Annotated in this window: 16 protein-coding genes; 3 read left to right on the top strand and 13 right to left on the bottom strand. The window is 45.0% G+C overall.

Annotation, left to right across the window (positions count from 1 at the left end; all coding sequences use genetic code 11):
• Position 1: 1 nt before the first annotated feature.
• Positions 2-1,036, bottom strand: a complete 1,035-nt coding sequence (locus tag ACMXYN_RS06605; protein WP_415894036.1) for a DUF2066 domain-containing protein — start codon at positions 1,034-1,036, stop codon at positions 2-4.
• 163 nt (positions 1,037-1,199) lie between these two features.
• On the opposite strand from ACMXYN_RS06605, the gene purM reads away from it, so the two are divergent.
• The 3 genes from purM to ACMXYN_RS06590 are packed head-to-tail and all read left to right on the top strand — an operon-like array spanning position 1,200 to position 3,644.
• On the top strand, positions 1,200-2,258 hold the full coding sequence (purM, locus tag ACMXYN_RS06600) for a phosphoribosylformylglycinamidine cyclo-ligase (protein WP_415894035.1): 1,059 nt from the start codon (positions 1,200-1,202) through the stop codon (positions 2,256-2,258).
• 8 nt (positions 2,259-2,266) lie between these two features.
• Complete coding sequence (purN, locus tag ACMXYN_RS06595) at positions 2,267-2,914, top strand: phosphoribosylglycinamide formyltransferase (RefSeq protein WP_415894034.1); 648 nt, start codon at positions 2,267-2,269, stop codon at positions 2,912-2,914.
• A 13-nt stretch (positions 2,915-2,927) separates the two neighbouring features.
• Entirely contained in the window at positions 2,928-3,644 is a 717-nt protein-coding gene (locus ACMXYN_RS06590) for a DUF3108 domain-containing protein (RefSeq protein WP_415894033.1), read from the top strand.
• 41 nt (positions 3,645-3,685) lie between these two features.
• Here the strand turns inward: ACMXYN_RS06590 and ACMXYN_RS06585 are convergent, their stop codons facing one another.
• From ACMXYN_RS06585 to sdhC, 12 genes are all read right to left on the bottom strand, one after another.
• Positions 3,686-4,903 carry an EAL domain-containing protein gene (locus tag ACMXYN_RS06585; protein WP_415894032.1) on the bottom strand — a complete coding sequence of 406 codons (1,218 nt, stop codon included), beginning with the start codon at positions 4,901-4,903 and terminating at the stop codon, positions 3,686-3,688.
• 338 nt (positions 4,904-5,241) lie between these two features.
• Complete coding sequence (locus tag ACMXYN_RS06580) at positions 5,242-7,239, bottom strand: EAL domain-containing protein (RefSeq protein ID WP_415894031.1); 1,998 nt, start codon at positions 7,237-7,239, stop codon at positions 5,242-5,244.
• A gap of 160 nt (positions 7,240-7,399) precedes the next feature.
• Positions 7,400-8,038 carry a hypothetical protein gene (locus ACMXYN_RS06575; protein ID WP_415894030.1) on the bottom strand — a complete coding sequence of 213 codons (639 nt, stop codon included), beginning with the start codon at positions 8,036-8,038 and terminating at the stop codon, positions 7,400-7,402.
• A gap of 122 nt (positions 8,039-8,160) precedes the next feature.
• A complete protein-coding gene (sucD, locus tag ACMXYN_RS06570; protein ID WP_415884193.1) occupies positions 8,161-9,033 on the bottom strand; it encodes a succinate--CoA ligase subunit alpha in 873 nt (290 codons plus the stop codon).
• Entirely contained in the window at positions 9,033-10,199 is a 1,167-nt protein-coding gene (gene sucC, locus ACMXYN_RS06565) for an ADP-forming succinate--CoA ligase subunit beta (protein ID WP_415884192.1), read from the bottom strand. Before sucC ends, sucD begins: the two co-directional genes overlap by 1 nt.
• A gap of 148 nt (positions 10,200-10,347) precedes the next feature.
• Positions 10,348-11,787: a dihydrolipoyl dehydrogenase gene (gene lpdA / locus ACMXYN_RS06560; protein ID WP_415884191.1), complete on the bottom strand. Its 1,440-nt coding sequence runs from the start codon at positions 11,785-11,787 to the stop codon at positions 10,348-10,350.
• A gap of 40 nt (positions 11,788-11,827) precedes the next feature.
• Positions 11,828-13,039 carry a 2-oxoglutarate dehydrogenase complex dihydrolipoyllysine-residue succinyltransferase gene (odhB, locus tag ACMXYN_RS06555; protein WP_415894029.1) on the bottom strand — a complete coding sequence of 404 codons (1,212 nt, stop codon included), beginning with the start codon at positions 13,037-13,039 and terminating at the stop codon, positions 11,828-11,830.
• A 58-nt stretch (positions 13,040-13,097) separates the two neighbouring features.
• Positions 13,098-15,932, bottom strand: coding sequence for a 2-oxoglutarate dehydrogenase E1 component (locus ACMXYN_RS06550; RefSeq protein WP_415894028.1), 2,835 nt, complete (start codon positions 15,930-15,932; stop codon positions 13,098-13,100).
• Positions 15,933-16,180: 248 nt separating this feature from the next.
• Positions 16,181-16,885: a succinate dehydrogenase iron-sulfur subunit gene (locus ACMXYN_RS06545; RefSeq protein ID WP_415884187.1), complete on the bottom strand. Its 705-nt coding sequence runs from the start codon at positions 16,883-16,885 to the stop codon at positions 16,181-16,183.
• 12 nt (positions 16,886-16,897) lie between these two features.
• The gene (gene sdhA / locus ACMXYN_RS06540; RefSeq protein ID WP_415894027.1) at positions 16,898-18,670 is read right to left on the bottom strand and encodes a succinate dehydrogenase flavoprotein subunit; all 1,773 of its coding nucleotides are present in this window, start codon (positions 18,668-18,670) and stop codon (positions 16,898-16,900) included.
• A gap of 3 nt (positions 18,671-18,673) precedes the next feature.
• Positions 18,674-19,021 carry a succinate dehydrogenase, hydrophobic membrane anchor protein gene (sdhD, locus tag ACMXYN_RS06535; protein WP_415884184.1) on the bottom strand — a complete coding sequence of 116 codons (348 nt, stop codon included), beginning with the start codon at positions 19,019-19,021 and terminating at the stop codon, positions 18,674-18,676.
• Positions 19,015-19,392 carry a succinate dehydrogenase, cytochrome b556 subunit gene (gene sdhC / locus ACMXYN_RS06530; RefSeq protein WP_415884183.1) on the bottom strand — a complete coding sequence of 126 codons (378 nt, stop codon included), beginning with the start codon at positions 19,390-19,392 and terminating at the stop codon, positions 19,015-19,017. The genes sdhD and sdhC overlap by 7 nt, the downstream gene beginning before the upstream one ends.
• Positions 19,393-19,515: the final 123 nt, after the last annotated feature.

Below are 19,515 nucleotides of genomic sequence, written 5' to 3'. Positions count from 1 at the left end.
GCTATCCTTGCCAGCGGTAGATCATCACCGCAGAACCATCTTGATTTCGAAGACTATCGAGCGCCTGCAATTGCGGCTCTAGGGCGATAGCTTGGCGCAATTGCTCTTCACTGCCATCTAACTCAAGTCTTACTGTAATTTGATTGCCTATTGCTTGTTCAATTTTTACCTGACTAACAACAGATAACCCTTTGAGAAAATCGATCAGTCTGACGTAATCAGACAAGTTAGAAATATTCTCAACTTTAACAGCGATGCCAGTCTGGAAATAACTGAGCTTATAACTCACGACCGGCTTAAAAAGGTTATCCGCAACTCGGTTTATCAAGGCTTGAGCTACCTGATCGATATTGCCAGATTCCGCTAACGGTTGGTTGTCGCCGCCATTTATAAATAACCCCGCGACGGATACTCCTTCTGGCGTAACCTTTGAAAGGCGACCTGCAATAATGGCATCAGGATTATAACGCGCTGAGGCTTGAGTAATTGATTGATCCTGCAACACCCAAAGATCCGCAGTGGTAAGCGCCACTTGGTCAGTTAGATCGAATAAAGGAAACTGCAGCGGCAATCCACGGGAGTTTGCAGCTAACTGCAGGGCTTTATAAAAAGGATCACTGGAAGACAGATAGTCTTGCTCGCCAGATAGGTCCGAAGCGAACCAAAGCAAAACGGTAGGTCTCTGCCCGCCTAAGGGTTTAAAGCCTGTACGGGTAACTAAACCGTCAATAACCGACGGGTGGAAATCTAAAACTAAATATTCCCCATCTTCTTTAGCGATATAACTAAACTGCTTTAACGTTCTGGCTGGCACTTTAAGCTGGGATTGGATTTGAGAATCTTCGGCAATACTGGAATTGCCAGACACTTTAACTAGCACTTTCGCCAGCCCAGAACTCATTTGAAGGTCACTAGGTGAAGACCTTTGTTCATCAACAGGCAAAGTCACCTGATAAAGATCAGTTACTGTCCCTGCAAAAACAAATTGAGACACTGCCAGCAGAAGCACAGCTATAAAGCTTCGCATCAAGTCCATTAAACCGCCTGCAATAATTCTATAAATATCAACTAACTTTACCATCCCATATAATTATTTCATATTCGTTGCTCAGATGAGTGTATTCAAGCGTGATAAAACGGTAGAATATGCGGCAATATTTTTCTTCCTCTTTCCTTGTACATGAAAGGTTAACTGATCCATGTCTACTGGTTCTGATAACAGCTCTCTGAGCTATAAAGACGCTGGCGTTGATATCGACGCTGGTAACGCCCTAGTTGATCGCATTAAAGGCGTTGCTAAAAGCACAACTCGCCCTGAAGTTATGGGCGGCCTAGGTGGTTTCGGCGCTCTATGCCGTATCCCTGAAGGCTACCGTAAGCCTGTACTTGTTTCAGGTACTGACGGTGTAGGTACAAAATTACGCCTAGCTATGGATCTAGGAAAGCACGACACCATCGGTATCGACCTAGTTGCGATGTGTGTTAACGATCTAATCGTTGCTGGCGCAGAACCTCTACTTTTCTTGGATTACTACGCGACAGGTAAACTTAACGTTGATACTGCTGCAGATGTGGTAAAAGGTATTGGCGAAGGTTGCTCTCTGGCAGGTGCTGCACTTGTTGGTGGTGAAACAGCTGAAATGCCAGGCATGTACGAAGGCGAAGATTACGATCTAGCTGGTTTCTGTACGGGTGTTGTAGAAGAAGATGAGATCATCGACGGCACTAACGTAAAAGTTGGTGACACGCTGATTGGCCTAGCTTCTTCAGGCCCACACTCAAACGGTTACTCTCTAATTCGTAAGATTCTAGAAGTAAGCGGTACAGAGTTGACTGCAGATCTTGATGGCAAACCTCTAGCGGATGCTTTGATGGCGCCAACACGCATCTACGTTAAGTCACTTCTAAAACTAATCAAAGAGTCTCAAGTTAACGCGCTATCCCACATTACGGGCGGCGGTCTACTTGAAAACATCCCACGTGTTCTTCCTGAGAACGCTAAAGCTGTTATCGATGTTAACTCTTGGACTATGCCAGCAGTATTCAACTGGCTGCAGGAGCAAGGTAACGTTGATGCAACTGAGATGTACCGCACATTCAACTGCGGTGTTGGTATGGTTATCTGCGTACCTGCTGACAAGCAAGAAGAAGCTCTTCAGCTGCTAAACGAAGCTGGTGAAGACGCTTGGGTTATCGGTTCGATTGCTGCTGCGCAAGCAGGTGAAGAGCAAGTTGAACTAGCTGGTCTGGAGGCGTAATTCGCCCAATGACTAAACGAATCGTTGTCCTGATATCAGGAAGTGGTTCCAACCTCCAAGCTATAATGGATTCAATCGATGCAGGCCAAATTGATGGCCGCATCGAAGCCGTCCTCAGCAACAAAGCTGAGGCTTATGGCTTGGAGCGTGCCCGCAACTCCAATATCCCTACCCTGGTTTTAAAACATACCGACTTTGATAGCCGGGAAAGTTTTGACCAAGCGATGATCAAACAGATTGATACTTACCAGCCTGACCTGATTGTTCTTGCAGGGTTTATGCGTATCCTTACTGCCGAATTTGTTCGGCACTACAACGGCAGAATGTTTAACATTCACCCGTCTCTACTCCCTAAATACAAAGGCCTTCACACCCATCAGCGCGCAATTGATGCCGGTGATAAAGAACACGGCTGTACCGTGCACTTTGTATCTGAAGAGCTAGATGGTGGCCCTCTGGCCATTCAGGGTAAAGTAAGCATAGATCCGGAAGATACAAGTGAGAGCCTGCAACAGAAAGTCCATAAAGTGGAACACATTATCTACCCTCAAGCGGTAGGTCTGTTTTGTTCCGACAGACTGATCTGGTCTGACACGGGTGTTACTTTAGACGGTAAAGCCGCACCTACTCAGGGCTTTCAGCACGATCAAATTTAATGAGGTAACCAGTATGCTCAGAGCAAATAAGACGTTAATTAATTCCCTTTTCGCGTCCGCACTTCTCTGGGCAACTCCTCTAGTTGCAGATACCGCAACGTCTTTTACTCCTTTTACCGCTAGTTACGAGATCGACTGGGATGGTAGCATTTCTCTCAGCGGTAGCACGATACGTCAACTGCAAAAGTCCGAATCTGGGGAATGGCTGTTTGAATCAAAAGCCTCCGCGATGTTTGCTAGCATCTACGAATCCAGTAAATTCACGCTAGAAAACACAAAGCTGAAGCCGCTCAACTATACATTCAAACGCAGCGTACTTGGTAAAAAACGCAAGGCAGAAGTCCATTTTGATTGGCAAAACCAACTAGTAACAAACAAGGTCGAAAATAAGCCTTGGAAAATGCCGATTACAGAAGGCGTACAGGATAAAATCAGCTATCAATTGCTGTTACAACAAGCTGTCGCTAAAGGTGATCAAGAGTTTAAATACTCAGTAGCTGATGGCGGGAAGCTAAAGGAATATAACTTCATCGTCGATGGCAAAGAGAGCATTAAGGCTCCTATTGGCGAGTACGAAGCAATTCGAGTAAAACGCGTGCGTAAAGAAGGCAGCACACGACAGACTTTCATCTGGTTTGCACCTGAACTAAACCACCAGATTATCAAGCTGCACCAGATCGAAAAGAAAGATAAAGCGTATACCCTTCTTCTGAAAGAGCTAAAAAAATAAGAGCCAAGCCTCTCGGCTTAGCTCTTATAATAACAACTCAATTAGCCTATCTCAGGAATCCAGCTTGCTGGCATTGCGCTAAATCCATTAAACAAATCACTCTCCTGCCCTTCATCCAACAAATCCGCGAGCAGGATACGGGAATCATCGATAAATAATACAGCTGTTTGCGCCCGCTGCCCCGTATGAATATCTTGGTAGGGCTCTGAGAAGACCAAACGACTTTTCGTATCAGCAGCCCCTAGAAGCTCAAAGAAATAAGGCCTCCAACTCCAGTTAAATCCTCTATGCTTTTCATTAAGGATCCAGCCTTTATCGCTGTTCTCATAGTTTGGAGAGATCTGATTACCTAAACGATCACAAATATAGAAACGCATTAGATGCTCAGTCGCAACGAAATGCTGCAGATCCTCATCACTAGTTGCGGCTTTTAAAACCTCTCTTAGAGAGAGTAACTCTGCTTTTACCTTTTCGGCGCGCCAGTGACTACGAGATGTAGCATTAATGGCCATATCACGATAGTGGCTTAAAAGGTTCTTAACCTGCTTAGCAGTGGATTCAGGCGCCAACATTTCTGCTCTAGCCTCAGAGAATAGGAAACCCTGCACATAAACCGCATTACAGCTCAGCGCTAGATAATACTCTTCGTCAGACTCTACGCCTTCACACAGTACCTTACTGCCCAATTTAGACGCAAGCTCTCCTAACATCTGCACCATCGAAGAACGACGACTATCATTCGCTCCCTTTTTTAGCAGCGTCATATCTAACTTAATGATGTCTGGCTTTAGCAATGCAATTCGATCTAGCTGTGAAAACCCTGTACCGAAGTCATCGATTGCAATACAGAAGCCCTCTTCTCGATATCGCTCAACTAGCTTTTGGATTACATCCAAGTCGCCATCAAGCTCAGTTATCTCTATAACAACTTTGGATGGATCAACTGCGAGTTGCTTAATCATTTCTAAGGTAGGAATATTATCCATAGACTCAAGATATTGCAGCCACTCAGGGGATATATTGATACTAATAAAAGTATCTTCAGGCAGCGCTTGGATCTGCTGTAACGCCTGAAGCCTTACATCTCGATCAAGCTCAATACGCTCTTTAACAGAGAGGTCCTTATCTGAAAAAATTCTACCCGCAGAAACCGTATCACCGTTCTCATCTTTCATCCTTGCCAGTGCTTCGTACCCAGCTATGCGACCAGTTGCGGTTTCAACGATAGGTTGGAAGTATGGAAAAAGCTTAAGACTCATAATGAACTACTCTGTAAGATTTTGTGGTACTCAAAGGCATTTATACACATCACTAATACCTAAAACTAAATACACGTTTTCCTATCAAAACTGGACTAAAAATAATCAACACTGCCAGCAAGATAGAAAACCTTATACTACAGCCAAGAGTATTTTTTTCACCTCAAATTCTATAGGTACAGACAGATACCACCAATTAGGTGCAGCTCGCACTAAAATAGAACGTCACGGCAAAAAGAGATCAAATACTTCCCAGCCTTTATAGCTTTATAAGCGACAGATGCTATTAATCTGTCGCCCTCGCATAGAAAAGCAATAAATAGACCAGAAGACGAAGTTTAGAGAGAGTCTAATGGGGTAGGCTCACCTAACAGGAAACCCTGAAGAAAATCGACACCGATTTCACGTGCACATTGCTCTACTTCACGATTATGAACAAACTCTGCGACTGTTTTTACATTCAAACGCCTCGCAAAATCCACAACCGTTTCAGCTACAAGGCGCGCGTTGTCATCCTTATCGATGTAACGAATCAAAGAGCCATCAATCTTTATATAATCAATATCAAGCTTTAGAAGGTATTCGAAATTGGAATAACCCGTGCCAAAGTCATCAATCGCTAAACTACAACCCATTGCTTTAACTTGATCAAAGAATTGAATAATTAGCTCGGAATCCTCAATTCCTTCACTTTCGACCAATTCAAACACAAGACGACTCCCAACCCCATAACGTTTGATCGTTCTGATTATGTAGTTCGATGTGTTTGGATTTAAAATATCGGAAGCCGTGATATTGATAGAAAAGCAATCATTACGCTCAGAAAAAAACTCACAAGCTTTAGAAAAAACAATCCGGGTCAAATCACCATATAGCCGACCATGCTTAGCTGCCTGCAGGAATAGATAAGGAGATATGTAGTTCTCGCCTTCTCTTAACCTCATTAGACATTCATAGCGGTTAATCTCAGTAGAATTTACATCTAATATAGGTTGAGCAAATACCTCAATTCTTTCCTCATGAATAGCTTCACGAATTCTTTTAAGCCAAGTGATATTGTTATCAATTTGGCGCTTTAAAGGTGAATAGATATCGTAGATTTGTACAGACAAGTGCTGCTCTTTGGCACTATGAAGGGCTATATCCGCGTGCAATAGTAGATCTTTAGCACAACCACTAGAAGCACCAATCGTTACTGCCAAAGCGAACTCAATTCCGATTATCGTGATAACTTTTTCAGAGACACGCGCGACGATAAAGTCGCACAAAGTATCAAAGCCAATATCACGCACATGATCTTTGCAGAAAATCGCAAACTCGTCGCCAGAAAGACGATAGAGGTTTAGGTCGTATTGCTTAGCAACCTCTGAAAGCAATAGGGCCATATCTCGTAGCAACTGGTCACCCACCGCAAAGCCATAGTATTCATTAACCAGCTTAAAATCGTTAATGTTGAGTATGGCTAAAGAACCTGATTCTACAGACCCCAAATCCTCTAAAAGACTCTGCCTATTTGGTAAACCTGTGAGCTGGTCAGTAATCTGACGTCTGATTCGCTTCTCTTTCTCAATCAAAGATGTCACATCAAAACGAACTGATATGAATTCGATGATATTGCCCTCGGAATCCATAATGGGCGAGATAGCCGAATTCACATAATAATCCTGACCATTCTTCGCCCTATTTCTGAGAGTCCCTTTCCAAGTATTACCAGAAAGAATGGTCTCCCATAGGTCTTTAAATATATCTGGCCGAGTTTGCGGGTGACGGACGATCGCATGGGTAGAGCCAACTAACTCATCGGAGCTATAACCCGAAACTTTGCAAAAGTGATCATTAACGTAAGTAATAACACCATTAGGATCAGTCTTGGAAACGATGGCACTGCAATCAACAACACCCTTGTATTCTTCTAACAGCTGTTGCTTTGCACTAAGCTCTTCCTGTAGACCAGCTTCATGTGCTTTCTGTGCTGTGATATCAGTAATGTATCCCTCTATAGCAGCAAGGCTACCATTTTCAGTCACACCATGCCCTTGCTCCCATACCCAGAGAACAACACCGCACTTCTGCGTAATTTTGTATTCAACGCTGTAAGGCTTCCCTTCAACTAGAGCACGATCAACCACATCGCGATAATGAGCATGGCATTCTGAATCAATCAGCTGCTTAAAACTAATCTCACCATCCAACCATTCCTCAACGGAATAGCCTGTTAGTAGTTTGCAACCCGATGTAATTAACAATAAAGAACGATCGCCCTGAAGTGAGCGTCGATAAAAGGCACCGGGCATACGCTCGGCCAAGGCATTCATTGCAATCTTATTACTACTCAAAGATTATCGCCCTCAACCCATTAACCACTTATTTAATATGGTTATTATTAAAACGCATAATACTATGAAGAGTAAATAAAATTGTAGCAGCTAAATAGAAATACTCAGCTGCGAAGAGGATAGGACTATAAAGAATTTAATAAGAATGATAGAAGTGGCGCTAGCGATCAAAGCGCGTATAGGAATCTAATTCACGCTCTACTGGCACTTCCCATTTTTCAAGCAGCTTACGCGCTTTCTCGAACTTACCTTCAGCATCAGCTCTTAAATGGCCTAAGGAACCGGTCATCGAAGCTCGAACGCGGAGCATCTGGTATTTAAATAAAGGCGTTAATTTCCGTTCAATATATGTCCCACATATCTTATCTTGCTGCATAACCACAGAAGGATCTGAGGTTTCAAACAGCTTAGCCTCTAGCTTTAATAAGGCCTGTACACCTTGACAAAGTTCTAACTGCTCTTGCGTAGACATAGCAGCAAGCACATAAGAACCAGAGACAGGAGTAAAAGAAGCAATAGAGGTTGCTACTTTTCTTTCTGACCTTTTAACAGCTTGATCCACAATCACCTTACGATGAATAACAAACTGCCGTTGCATATCCTCGGTTTTTTGAATCAGAACTTTATTTTCTTTTTTGAGATCGAAATTCTCTTTGCTGAACGTTCTCATATCCTTAATCGATCCTAAGGCTTTATATTCAGCTAATTCTGAATACATCTTATAACCAAAGAAACCGGCACCACCGACAACTGCTAAACCAACAACTGAAGCAACACCTATAACGATAAGGTTTTTCATAAACGATCTGCACTTAAAAAAATATTATTTAACAATCACATTAAACTACTGATGTTTCAACACCTATTTATTCGGGCAATAAAAAAGGCAGCTTAAGCTGCCTTTTTTAGAGATGTTCTAGCTTACCAGCCAGTAACTTCTTTTAGTGCATCGCCGATCTGAGCAAGAGAACGTACAGTCTTAACGCCTGCATCTTCAAGTGCTGCGAATTTCTCATCAGCAGTACCTTTACCGCCAGAGATGATCGCACCAGCGTGACCCATACGCTTACCAGCAGGCGCAGTAACACCAGCAATGTAAGAAACAACAGGCTTAGTAACGTTTGCTTTGATGTAAGCAGCCGCTTCTTCTTCTGCAGTACCACCGATCTCACCGATCATTACAATCGCTTCAGTCTGTGGATCGTTCTGGAACATTTCCAGAATATCAATGAAGTTAGAACCAGGGATTGGATCACCACCGATACCTACACAAGTAGACTGACCGAAACCAGCATCAGTAGTCTGCTTAACAGCTTCATAAGTCAGAGTACCAGAACGGGAAACAATACCTACTTTACCTGGTAGGTGAATGTGACCTGGCATAATACCAATCTTACATTCGCCTGGAGTGATAACACCTGGGCAGTTAGGGCCGATTAGGCGTACACCTAGCTCGTCACACTTAACTTTACACTCTAGCATATCCATAACTGGGATGTGCTCAGTGATACAAACGATTAGCTTAACGCCACCGTTTGCAGCTTCTAGGATAGAATCTTTACAGAATGGAGCTGGAACGTAGATAACAGATGCATCTGCGCCAGTTGCTTCTACAGCTTCTGCAACAGTGTTGAATACAGGTAGACCTAGGTGAGTTGTACCACCTTTACCTGGAGTTACACCGCCAACCATTTGCGTACCGTACGCGATAGCTTGCTCAGAGTGGAAGGTACCTTGACCACCAGTGAAACCTTGGCAGATTACTTTGGTGTCTTTATTAATCAAAACGGACATTATTTACCCTCCGCTGCGTTTACTGCTTGCTGAGCTGCATCAGTCAAGCTAGTAGCTGCGATGATGTCTAGACCAGATTCAGCAAGAAGCTTAGAACCTAGATCAGCATTGTTACCTTCCAGACGTACAACAACTGGTACGTTTACACCTACTTCTTTAACTGCGCCGATGATACCTTCGGCAATTAGGTCACAACGCACGATACCGCCGAAGATGTTAACCAATACAGTCTTAACTTTTTCGTCAGCTAGGATCAGTTTGAACGCTTCAGTAACACGCTCTTTAGTCGCGCCGCCACCAACGTCAAGGAAGTTAGCTGGGAAACCACCGTGTAGAGCAACGATGTCCATAGTACCCATCGCAAGGCCTGCACCGTTAACCATGCAGCCGATAGTACCATCTAGAGCAACGTAGTTTAGATCCCACTCAGCAGCATGCGCTTCACGCTCATCTTCCTGAGATGGATCGTGCATAGCTTGAAGATCTTTGTGACGGTAAACAGCGTTGCCATCGATCGCTACTTTAGCGTCTAGGCAGTGCAAGTTACCTTCATCAGTAATAACTAGAGGGTTAATCTCTAGAAGAGCCAGATCTTTCTCTTGGAACATCTGAGCCAGACCCAAGAAGATTTTAACGAACTGCTTAATCTGGTCGCCTTCTAGGCCCAGTTTGAACGCAAGATCGCGACCCTGGTAAGGCTGAGCACCCGTTAGCGGATCAACTTCAGCTTTAAGAATCTTTTCTGGAGTTTCTTCTGCAACTGTCTCGATTTCAACACCACCTTCAGTAGATGCCATGAAAACGATACGGCGAGTAGAACGGTCTACAACAGCACCAAGATATAGCTCGTTTGCGATATCTGTGCAGTCTTCAACCAAAATTTTAGAAACAGGCTGACCATTTTCGTCAGTCTGGAATGTAACTAGGTTTTTGCCCAGCCAGTTAGCTGCGAACTCTTGCGCTTCTGCAGGAGAGTCAACCAACTTAACACCGCCAGCCTTACCACGGCCGCCAGCGTGAACCTGAGTTTTAACAACCCACTTATCACCACCAATTTTTTCAGCAGCTTCAGCCGCTGCTTCTGGAGTATCTACTGCGTATCCTTTGGATACCGGCAGACCATATTCGGCAAACAGCTGTTTACCCTGGTACTCATGAAGATTCATGCTCTAACCCGTTGTGTTATCACTATATGATTTTTTCTGTATCAGGGATCTAAATACGCCCCTGTAACAGCCCTGTTGGTTCTAGCAACAAGTTTTATATACGGCTTACTCCTTGTAAGAGTAAGCCGGATCTCTCTGTGCTAATTACTTAGCGTTTTTTACGATTCGCCATATGAATCGCGTGTCCATCAACTGCTAGTGCTGCTTCATGTACAGCCTCACTTACAGTCGGATGGGCAAATACTGTCATCTGAAGGTCTTCTGCACTTGAGCAGAATTCCATAGCGATAGCAGCTTGACCGATAAGCTCGGAAGCAATGCCACCCACCATGTGAACACCCAGAATACGATCAGTTTCTTCGCAAGCGATCATCTTAACGAAACCTTCGGTATCGTTAGCAGCCATTGCACGACCGGAAGCAGCAAATGGGAATTTACCCACTTTAACTTTAACGCCTTCAGCCTTAAGCTCTTGCTCAGTTTTACCAACCCAAGCTAGTTCAGGATGCGTGTAGATGATGTTTGGAATAACGTCATAGTTAAGCTGTGCATGGTGACCTGCAATGATGTCAGCAACCATGATGCCTTCTTCAGAAGCCTTATGCGCAAGCATAGGGCCACGAACGGAATCACCGATCGCATATACACCTGGAACACCAGTCTGACATTTCTCGTCTACGAAGATGAAACCACGCTCATCTAGAGAAACACCAGAGTCATCAGCAAGTAGACCTTGAGTCTGTGGCTTACGGCCTACAGCAACGATCAACTTATCAACAACCATTTCCTGCTCACCGTTGGCATCAGTGTATTTAACTTTCACTTCTTTGCCGTCGATGATTTCAGTGCCTGTGCAACGAGCACCAAGCTTGATGTCTAGCTTCTGTTTCTTGAACAGTTTTGCAGCTTCTTTAGCTACATCTTTATCTGCTAGCGCAAGGAAATCGTCCATTGCTTCAAGTACAGTAACTTCTGTACCTAAACGCGCCCAAACTGAGCCCATTTCCAAACCGATAACACCGGCACCGATAACACCCAAACGTTTAGGCGTTTCATCGATATCTAGTGCGCCCGCATTATCAAGGATCAAACCTTCAGTAAGCGGTGCAGGTGGGATTTCAACCGGTACAGAACCAGACGCTAGAATCACGTTCTCAGCATCGTAAGTAGTAGAAGAACCATCAGCTGCTGTCACTTCAACTTTCTTACCACCGTGCAATTTGCCCATACCCTGAAGCAAAGTTACACCGTTTGCTTTAAACAGACCCGCAATACCGCCAGTTAGGTTGCCTACGATCTTGTCTTTACGAGCAACCATCGCTTTAACATCCATAGTGACATCGCCACCCGTTTGGATGCCGTGCACGTCAGCATGCTGAGCATTGTGGAACTGGTGTGTAGATTCCAATAGAGCTTTTGAAGGAATACAACCTACGTTTAGGCATGTACCACCTAGAACTGCAGCTCCTTTATCATCAACCCACTTTTCAACACACGCAGTTTTCAGACCAAGCTGTGCTGCACGGATCGCAGCTACATAACCGCCAGGACCCGCACCTACAACAATAACGTCAAATTTATCAGACATGTTTTATCCTATCTTCACTCTGTTCTTATCAGGACTAACCTTAAACCTCTAGTAGCATACGTGCAGGATCTTCTAGAAGGTCCTTAATTGTCACTAGGAATTGTACAGCTTCCTTACCATCAATCATACGGTGATCGTATGACAGAGCGAGGTACATCATTGGCAGGATCTCAACTTGGCCGTTTACAGCCATTGGACGTTCCTGAATTTTATGCATACCCAGGATAGCAGTTTGTGGTGGGTTCAAGATTGGAGTAGACATCAAAGAACCGAATACACCACCGTTAGTGATTGTGAATGTACCGCCCTGCATGTCGTCCATACCAAGTTTGCCTTCACGACCACGCTTACCGAAATCAGCGATAGTAGACTCAACGTCCGCTAGGCTCATAACGTCAGTATCGCGTAGCACTGGTACCATCAAACCACGGTCAGTAGAAACAGCTACACCGATATCTTGGTAGCCATGGTAAACCATGTCATTACCGTCGATAGACGCGTTAACCGCTGGGAATTTCTTCAGTGCTTCAGTTGCAGCTTTAACGAAGAAAGACATGAAACCAAGACGAGTACCGTTGTGAGTTTTCTCGAACAGGTCTTTGTACTGCTTACGCAGTTCCATAACCGGCTTCATGTTTACTTCATTGTAAGTAGTAAGCATTGCAGCATTTTGCTGAGCTTCAACTAGACGCTTAGCAATTGTTGCACGTAGACGAGTCATTGGAACTCGTTTCTCTACACGCTCACCTGCTGGAACGTTAACTGGTGCTGCAGCTTGTGCTGGAGCAGCAGTTGCCGCAGGAGCAGGTGCTGCTGCAGGCGCTTGCGCACCGTTTTTGATGAAGTTCTGAACGTCTTCTTTAGTGATACCGCCATTTTTGCCAGTACCAGTAATTTGAGATGCATCTAGGCCGTTTTCGTCGATCAGCTTACGTGCAGCAGGGCCAACTTTGTCAGCATCACCTGCAGGTGCCGCAGCTTCTTCGGCAGCAGCTGGTGCAGCAGAACCTGCAGCACCCGCTTCAAACTTAGCGATCACTTCATCACTTAGAACTGTGTCGCCTTCGCCTTTTAGTACTTCAGCAATAACACCGTCTTCTGGTGCTACAACTTCTAGTACAACTTTATCAGTTTCGATATCAACAATAAGCTCGTCAGCTGAGCATGCTTCACCTGGCTGTTTGTGCCAAGTTGCGATTGTGCCGTCTGCTACAGATTCTGGGAACGTCGGCGCTTTGATTTCGATGGACATGTTTTTTCCTTTATCGTTATCACCGTCAGGCGATTAGTAATTGTGGTTAATCGCCTGATCAACCGTTAAGTGCATCATTAACTAGTTTTTCCTGCTGCTCAGCGTGTACAGAAATGTACCCTACTGCTGGAGCCGCAGATGCTGGACGGGCTACCCCTTCCAAATGTAACTTGCTGTCATGTTTTTGTAGAACGTGACGCATATGGTGCTGCATTGAGTACCATGCGCCTTGGTTCATTGGTTCTTCTTGACACCAAACTACAGATTCTAAGTTTGTATACTCAGAGATTGCTTCTGCCAATTGTGCTTCTGGGAATGGATATAACTGCTCGATACGAACAATAGCCACATCATCTTTTTCCAACTCAGCACGGCGGTTGTATAGGTCGTAGTAAACCTTACCACCACACAGAACAAGACGTTTCACTTTCTTAGGCTCTAACTGATCCACTTCACCAATAACTGGCTGGAATGAACCTTCCGCTAGATCTTCTAGAGTAGAAATCGCTTGCTTGTGACGCAACAAGCTCTTCGGAGACATTACAACTAGAGGTTTACGTAGCGGGCGTACAACCTGACGACGCAGCAAGTGGAAAATCTGTGCTGGCGTAGTTGGTGTAACAACCTGAATGTTGTGCTCTGCACACAACTGTAGATAACGCTCTAGACGTGCTGAAGAGTGCTCAGGGCCCTGACCTTCAAAGCCGTGAGGCAACAACATTGTCAGGCCACATAGACGCTGCCATTTATGCTCACCAGAGGTGATGAACTGGTCAATTACTACTTGCGCACCGTTGGCAAAATCACCGAACTGAGCTTCCCAAATAACTAGCGCATTTGGCATTGTAGTCGCATAACCGTACTCAAACGCAAGTACCGCTTCTTCCGAAAGGAAAGAGTCATGCAATGTTAGACGTGGCTGCTCATCAGAAAGATTATCTAGTGGCAAGTAAGTGTCAGCTGTCTTCTGATCATGTAGTACTGCATGGCGGTGAGAGAACGTACCACGCCCTACATCCTGACCCGTAATACGTACAGGGTGACCTTCAGCTAGGATTGACGCGTAAGCAAGAGACTCAGCCATACCCCAGTTCAATTCCATTGCGCCGTGAGCCATACGCTTACGGTCATCAATGATTTTTTGAACTTGGCGCTGAACAGAGAAACCTTCAGGCGTCTCACAAATTTTATTACCTAGCTCTTGTAGCAACTTAAGATCAACTTTGGTTTCTGGGCAGTCAAATGACCACTCATGACCTAGGTAAGGCTTCCAATCTACGAACAGCTCAGAGTTTGGCTCATGTACAAGTGACTTAACAACATGTTCACCATTCTCTAGCAGTTTACGGTACTCTTTCTCCATCGCCTTGCTTTCTTCAAGTGTAACAACACCTTCAGAAATCAACTGCTGAGCATAAAGTTCACGCGTAGTTTTCTGCTTTTTGATCTGCGCGTACATCAACGGCTGCGTACCAGATGGCTCATCAGCTTCGTTGTGACCGCGGCGACGGTAACAGAACAAGTCAATTACAACGTCTTTCTTAAATTCGTTACGGTAATCAACAGCCAATTGCGTAACAAAACGAACTGCTTCAGGGTCATCGCCATTTACGTGGAAGATAGGCGCCTGAATCATTTTCGCAACATCAGTAGAGTACTCAGTAGAACGTGAGTCTTCTTGCTTAGACGTTGTAAAACCAACTTGGTTGTTAACTACAATGTGGATTGTGCCGCCTGTTTTATATGCACGGGTCTGAGACATCTGGAATGTCTCCATTACTACACCCTGACCACAGAAAGCTTGGTCGCCGTGAATATTTACAGGAACAACAGAATCACCAATAGCATCTTCACGACGATCCTGACGCGCACGTACTGAACCTTCAACTACAGGTGCGGCAATTTCAAGGTGAGATGGGTTAAATGCCATAGCGATATGAACTTCACCGCCTTCAGTTTCTACGTTAGATGAGAAACCTTGGTGGTATTTAACATCACCGGATGTATCAAGAGTTTTCTTACCCTCGAATTCATCGAATAGCTCTGCTGGATTTTTACCAAAGATATTAACAAGCGTATTTAGACGACCACGGTGTGCCATACCAATTACAACTTCTTTCGCACCCTGCTTACCAGCACGCTGAATTAGCGTATTCAGGGATACGATCATTGACTCGCCGCCTTCCAAACCGAAGCGCTTAGCACCGGCATAACGAGAGCCCAAGTATTTCTCTAGACCTTCAGCAGCTGTTAGGCGCTCAAGAATCATCTTCTTCTTGTTAACTTCAGCTTCTGGATGGGAGCGAACAGGCTCTAAACGAGACTGAATCCAACGTTTTTCTTGTGTATCAACGATGTGCATGTACTCTGCACCAACCGTTGTACAATACGTTTTCTTCAGATCAGCAACGATATCACGCAGCGGAGCTTCTTCAGGACCGAAGAACAGAGAACCTAGCTGGAATACGGTATCGTAATCAGCTTCAGACAGCTCATGGAAACGTAGATCAAGATCCGGCACATCTTCACGTTGCATCAAACCTAATGGATCGATGTTGGCAACCTGATGACCACGTACACGGTAAGCGTTGATCATACGCAATACACGAACCTGCTTTTTCTCATGTTCGGAACTAACCGAACTTACAGCAGTTGGCGCAGCGCGTTTTTGGTTTTTAGATAGATAGAGAAAATGTTCTCTGATAGCAGAATGCGGCACATCCTGTGTCAGATTTTCGCCAACTTTAGGTAGTCGGTCGAATTCTTCTCGCCATTCCTGAGGAACCGCATTTGGATCCATCAGGTAAGTTTCGTACAGTTCTTCAACGTATGAAAGGTTGCCACCATAAAGGTGGGCATTCTTCCACATGAGATCCATGATGCTTTCTTGCATTCTTGATCACCCTGGCTCTGGGAGCTTTTTGATTCTATCGGGATCTTCCGATAGATATCGCTCCTCTTTGAGTTACCTTCAATCCCCCGATCAAACAGCTTTAACTGTCTCGGGATTCTTATATTAAAGCTTTTGGAAGCAAGCTTTAATCATTCTTTATGCGAATATGGTAATTTTTTTACAAAAAATTCTTTTTTCTTTTTCAAACACAAAAAAGCGGTGCCAATGGCACCGCTTTTTAGGGTAGATCAGGTTGCTTGCGCTAGCAGCATGTTGCGAATCTTGCCGATCGCCTTAGTAGGATTCAATCCTTTAGGGCAAACGTTAACGCAGTTCATGATGCCATGGCAGCGGAAGACACTGAATGGGTCATCCAAATCTGCCAGACGCTCACGAGTCGCCGTATCACGACTGTCTGCCAAGAAGCGGTACGCTTGAAGCAGACCAGAAGGACCGATGAACTTGTCTGGGTTCCACCAGAAAGACGGACAAGAAGTTGAGCAGCATGCACAAAGAATACACTCATACAGACCATCCAACTCAGCACGATCTTCCGGAGACTGCAGACGCTCGATCGCAGGCGGCGGAGTATCGTTGATCAAGAATGGCTTGATCTTCTCGTAAGCTTTGTAGAACTGAGTCATATCTACAACAAGGTCACGGATAACCGGTAGACCTGGTAGTGGACGCAGTACAAGCTTATCGTCTTTAACTACAGCAGATAACGGAGTAATACATGCAAGACCGTTAAGGCCATTCATGTTCATACCGTCTGAACCACATACACCTTCACGGCAAGAACGACGATACGCCATAGACGGATCTTTGTCCTTAAGAAGCTGAAGCAGATCCAACACCATGATGTCCTTACCACCAGGGATATCAATATGGATATCCTGCATGTAAGGAGCATCGTCAGTTTCAGGATTGTAGCGATATACACTAACCAACATGATAGAAGCTCCTTAGTAAGTACGAACTTTAGGTGGGAAGGCATCTACGGTTTTAGGTGCGAAGTTTACAGCACGCTTACCGATAGTTTTGTCTTCAGGGTAGTAAACAGAGTGGCACAACCAGTTCTCATCATCACGCTCAGTAAAGTCATTACGAGCATGCGCACCACGAGACTCTTTACGAACCTCAGCTGCGATAGCAGTTGCTTCAGCAACTTCGAACAAGTTTTCAAGCTCAAGCGCTTCGATACGTGCAGTGTTGAATGCCTGACTCTTATCTTCAAGATGCAGGTTATTGATCTTCTCGCGAATGCCTTTAAGCAATTCAAGACCTGTCTGCATGCTTTCGCCGTCACGGAATACACCGAAGTACAGCTGCATTGTGCTCTGTAGTTCTTTACGAACTTCAGAAACGCTTTCACCGCCAGTAGAGTTGTTTAAACGGTTTAGACGCTCCATTGCAGTTTCAATGTTAGCTTCAGTTGCATCTTTAACTTCGTAACCTTCACGCATCTGCTGTTCAATCTGCATACCAGCAGCACGACCAAATACAACAAGGTCAAGAAGTGAGTTACCACCTAGACGGTTAGCACCATGTACAGATACACATGCAACTTCACCACAAGCATATAGACCGTCAACGATAGAATCGTTACCGTCTTTATCTGGTGCGATAGCCTGACCACCGATGTTAGTTGCAACACCACCCATCTGGTAGTGACAAGTTGGAACAACTGGAATCGGCTTAACAACTGGGTCAGTTGCCGCGAACGTCTTAGACAGCTCACAGATACCAGGTAGGCGTGAATGAAGAACCTCTTCACCCAAGTGATCCATCTTCAAGTAAACGTGATCGCCATCTTCACCACAACCACGGCCCTCTAGGATCTCAAGGATCATAGAACGTGCCACAACGTCACGACCTGCAAGGTCTTTAGCGTTTGGCGCGTAACGCTCCATGAAGCGCTCGCCGTCTTTGTTGATTAGGTAACCACCTTCACCACGACAACCTTCAGTTACAAGTACACCTGCACCTGCAATACCGGTTGGGTGGAACTGCCACATCTCCATATCCTGCGCCGGAACACCTGCACGCAGAGACATACCCATACCGTCACCAGTATTGATAAGAGCGTTAGTAGTAGAAGAGTAGATACGGCCAGCACCGCCTGTTGCAAGAACAGTCGCTTTAGCCTTGATGTATACAGTCTCACCTGTTTCGATGCAGATAGCGATACAGCCAACAACTGCGCCATCGTCATTCTTAACTAGGTCTACTGCGTACCACTCATTAAGGAAGGTAGTACCTGCTTTCATGTTGCCCTGATATAGAGCGTGAAGCAGTGCGTGACCAGTACGGTCTGCCGCAGCACATGTACGCGCAGCCTGACCACCTTCACCAAAATTCTTAGACTGACCACCGAAAGGACGCTGGTAGATACGGCCTGTTTCAGTACGGGAGAACGGAAGACCCATATGGTCTAGTTCGAATACCGCCTGAGGACCTACAGAACACATGTATTCGATAGCGTCTTGGTCACCGATGTAATCAGAACCTTTAACGGTATCGTACATGTGCCAACGCCAGTCGTCGTTTGGATCAGCACTTGCGATCGCACAAGTAATACCGCCTTGAGCGGATACTGTGTGAGATCGAGTTGGGAATACTTTTGTTACACAAGCAGTGTTTAGACCGCTTTGTGCAAGCTGAAGTGCAGCACGCATGCCTGCACCACCGCCACCGACAACAATCGCGTCGAAAGTAAGCGTACGTAGTTTAGACATCTTTTAAACACCCCACAAAATCTGAATGCCCCACACAACGTAGATAAACGTCAGGAGACCACATGCAGATTGAAACACGAAACGCAAACCAGTTGGCTTAATATAGTCAGTAGAAACAGACCACATACCAATCCATACGTGTGCAGCAAAGGATAGTAGCGCTAGCATTGTAAAGATGCGCATTGCTGTTCCTTCGAACAAACCAACCCACATTTCGTAAGTTAGTTCTGCGCCAAATGCTAGATAACCAATCATAAAGATTGTGTATACAGCTAGGATTACCGCGCTTACACGCTGAATCATCCAGTCATATAGGCCACTACGGCCAAAGCTAGTAATACTAGTTACCATATCCATACTCCCGAAATGAGGATTGCTGCAACAGCTAGACCCAAGGTCACTTTCGCTGCCATTTGACCACTTTCAAGTTCTTCACAGTGGCCAAAATCCATTACCAGGTGTTTGATGCCCGCGAAGAAGTGGTATAGCAATGCTGATACGCTTCCCCACGCTATAAGCTTCGCGAAGAAGCCATTCTCAAACATATCAACAGCTTCATTGAAGCCCGCTTCTGATTCCAGAGACAAACCCAAAGCATACATTGCAAACACAGCACCAAAGAATAGCGCCACGCCTGTCACACGATGCAGGATGGATGTAATCGCCGGTAGCGGCATTTTGATAGTTTGAAGATCTAAATTTACAGGTCTTTTCTTATTCACGGCTCTTGTTCACACTTTTTACGGCCCCTTTGCAGGGCTCGGTTGCTCGGAAGTGTTGAAGATAAGTACCTCGCTCCTCAAGCATATCCATAATATATGAACTAATATAATAGGACATAAACT

The sequence above is a fragment of the Neptuniibacter sp. PT8_73 genome, from assembly GCF_047778045.1.
Taxonomy (GTDB): Bacteria; Pseudomonadota; Gammaproteobacteria; order Pseudomonadales; family Balneatricaceae; genus Neptuniibacter.
This window is presented reverse-complemented; position numbering and strand designations above follow the sequence as displayed.